The sequence below is a fragment of the Stenotrophomonas sp. HMWF003 genome, assembly GCF_003061285.1.
Lineage (GTDB): Bacteria > Pseudomonadota > Gammaproteobacteria > Xanthomonadales > Xanthomonadaceae > Stenotrophomonas > Stenotrophomonas maltophilia_AP.
Window position 1 is genome coordinate 20533 of the sequence record NZ_QAIW01000467.1, and the last position, 3173, is coordinate 23705.

At 65.9% G+C, this 3173-nt stretch carries 2 protein-coding genes; both read right to left on the reverse strand.

From position 1 onward, the window contains the following. A partial coding sequence (locus tag DBR34_RS24465) for a serine hydrolase domain-containing protein (protein WP_258224226.1) occupies window positions 1–670 on the reverse strand: 670 nt, incomplete at its 3' end. A gap of 4 nt (window positions 671–674) precedes the next feature. Beyond that, window positions 675–3173: TonB-dependent receptor (locus tag DBR34_RS20880; RefSeq protein WP_128098198.1), on the reverse strand; the 2499-nt coding region annotated here is incomplete at its 5' end.

The window sequence follows — 3173 nt, forward strand, 5'->3', positions numbered from 1 at the left end:
CGGCCACCGACCACGCGCCCACCTGGCAGCGCTGCATGCCCAGCGGCACGAACACTTCCTCGCGCAGCAACTGGTCGTATGGCTTGCCGCCCGCGCGGGCGGCGACTTCACCGGCCACCACGTACATCAGGTTGTCGTAGTCGTAGCCACTGCGGAAGCTGGTGACCGGCTTCAGGTGCGCCAACCCGGCCAGGATGTCCTGCCGGGTGAAGGCGTTGGGCTCGGGCCACAGCATCAGGTCACCGGCACCCAGGCCCAGGCCGCTGTTGTGGATGAGCAGGTCGCGGACCTGCATGTGCCCGGTCACCCAGGCATCGTGCATACGGAACTGCGGCAGGTAACGGATGACCGGGTCGTCCCAGCGCAGTGCGCCGCGGTCGACCAGCCGCGCCAGCAGCGCGGCGGTCATGGCCTTGCTGTTGGAGGCAATCTTGAACAGCGTGTTCTCATCGATGGCCTCACCGGTGCCCGCGCGGCGCTCGCCCGCGGTGTACTGGTAGACCACCTGACCGTCTTCCACCACGGCCATGGCCAGGCCCGGCAACGCGTAGTGCTGCCGGGCCTGGTCGAACATCGGCTGGAAAGGCGATGTGGGCGCCGCGGCGGCGCTGGCTGACACCGCCAGGGCCACCACGCCCGCACGCCACCGGTGCACCCTCATCGCGCTCATCCCATCAGTAGTTCCAGGTCACCGTGAGCTGCGCATAGCGCGGCGACTGGAAGCCGGTGCCGTAGCCGTACATCGGGTTGGGCGTTCCGATGCTGTCCTGCGGCTCGTAGTCCTGGTCCACCGACACGATGCGCTGCTGGTTGAGCACGTTGTACACGGCCAGCTTCACATTGATGTCCTGCGGCACCGGCACCTTGTAGGCAATGCTCATGTCCAGGTCGTAGGTCCACGGCGTGCGCCCATCGCCCCCGCGCGGGGAATGCACGAACACCCGTTCGGACGGCACCGTGGCCTGGCAGTTGGACACGCACACGTAGTAGCTGTGGAAATCGGTGTCGTCGAACGGGTTGCCGGCGCCGAAGCGGGTGATCGGGCTGCCCGACTGGATGCCCAGGGTGGCGGCCACGGTGAGGTTGTCGGTCAACGCGTAGCTGCCGCGGAACTTGAACTGGTGGCGGCGGTCGTTGGCCAGGTAGCCGTAGCCGCGGTAGTTCACCCACGGGTTGTCGAAGTTCTCGGTACGCCCGGAATCGGCGAAGTCGGTGTCCGAGTTGACCGGGCCTTCGGCGTTGCCGCGCCCATAGGCCAGCGTATAGGACGCATTGAAGCCCCAGGTGCCGTCCCACGCGCGGTCCACCTGCAGTTCCAGCGCCTTGTAGTCGCGCTTGGGCTTGACCCAGCCGCGCTGGCCCACGTAGTTGCCGTCATCGTCGTACAACGCCCAGCCTTCGCGCGAGGTGTCGATGTCGATCCAGGCATCGTTGCTGCCGTCGCAGTTGCTGTCGCCCCACACAGTGTTGGTGCGGCCGGGGTTGCCCATGATCCACACACCGTCGATGGCGCCGCACTGGCCGGTGGCGGTGATGTTCATGTCGTCGATGGCGTTGTGCAGGCGGCGGTAGGTGACGCTGGCGGCCACCGACCACGACTCGCTGAGCATGTGCTGGAAGCCCAGGATCGCCTCGTCCTGGTACACCGGGTCCATCTCGCGGTTCACCTCGGCGCGCAGGTCCGGCACGCTGCCGTCGCCCTGCGAGTTGTCCACCGGACCGATCTGGCCGCCGAGCCCGGGCACGTTGTTGGCCGCGCCGGAATAGCCCAGGAATTCATACCAGGTACGCTCGTCCAGGAAGCCGCCAGCCTGCTTGATGTTGATCACGTTGGCCACGGGCAGGAAGTAGCGGCCCAGGTTGCCGAACAGCTTGGTGGTGCCGTCGCCGCGCATGTCCCAGGAGAAGCCCAGGCGCGGGGCGATCATGTTGTCGATCTTGATGTAGCTGTTGCCGTCGCCGCCCTTGTTGTCGAAGCCTTCCACGCGCGCGCCGATGTTCAGCAGGAAATTCGGGGTCACCTGCCAGTTGTCTTCCAGGTAGTAGGCCGAGTTGATGGTCTCGAACGAACCGGCCACTTCATAGCGGCGGGTGCGCACCACCAGCCCGCTGGCCGGCACGATGCCGCCGTTGAGCGAGCTGCCCGGGGTGCGGTAGTACACGTCGTAACGCAGCCCACCCGGGCCGGGGTAGGCACGTTCGTAGTCGGAGGTGTTCTCTTCGCGGTCCAGGCCGAAGCGCAGCAGGTGGTCGCCGATGGACCATTCAAAATCCGCGCGCGCCGCCTTGCGCGTGTCCAGCGCCGATTCCAGCTGCGAACTGCTGGTGCAGCTGCGGTCGCCCTGCAGCGCGGTGGGTACACCCTGGCTGGCGGTGCGGTTGTCGAACACGCGGTTGCAGTTCTGGTCCATGAGGCTGCTTTGCGAGCGGTTGCGCTTGTTCTCGCCGTACATCAGCTTCATGGTCAGGTCGTTGTTGACCTGCCAGCTGTAGGTGCCCGACCAGTTCTTGCCGCCAACGGTGTTGTAGATCTGGTTGGTGCTGTCACCCACCGCACGACCACTGGCGTAGTCGTAGCGGTACACGTCGGTGATGGTGTCGCTTTTGTCGGAGAAGCCGAACAGCGACAGCATCTGGTTGTCGGTGATCTGCCAATCCAGCTTGCCGCCCCAGAACGGGTCGTCGGCCTTGCCGGCATTGAACACGGTGCCGGCGTCGTTGGTGGAATGGGGCGTGTAGTCGCGCGCTTCGTACATGCCGAAGAAGAACAGCTTGTCCTGCACCAGCGCGCCGGAGGCGAACACGTTGAGCGCGCTGCGGCTGTAGTCGTCGCGGCTGGCGGTGATGTAGCGGCTGCCGTCGGCGGTGTAGCGGTCGCGTGCCTGCGACTGCCAGGCGCGCGGCTCGAACACCAGCTGTGCACCGGCCTGGAAGTCGTTGCTGCCCGAACGGGTCACCGCGTTGATCACACCACCGGTGCTGCGCCCGAACTCCACCGAGTAGCCGCCAGTCTTGACCTGGAATTCCTGGTAGAAGCCGAACGGCACCGAGGAGAAGCCCACCCGGTTGTAGAAGTCGGTGACGTTCAGGCCGTTGATGTAGACGGTGTTCTCGGCGACCGACGAGCCGCCGAAGGAAATGCCCTGCCCACCCAGCGACCCCTTGCCCTTGAC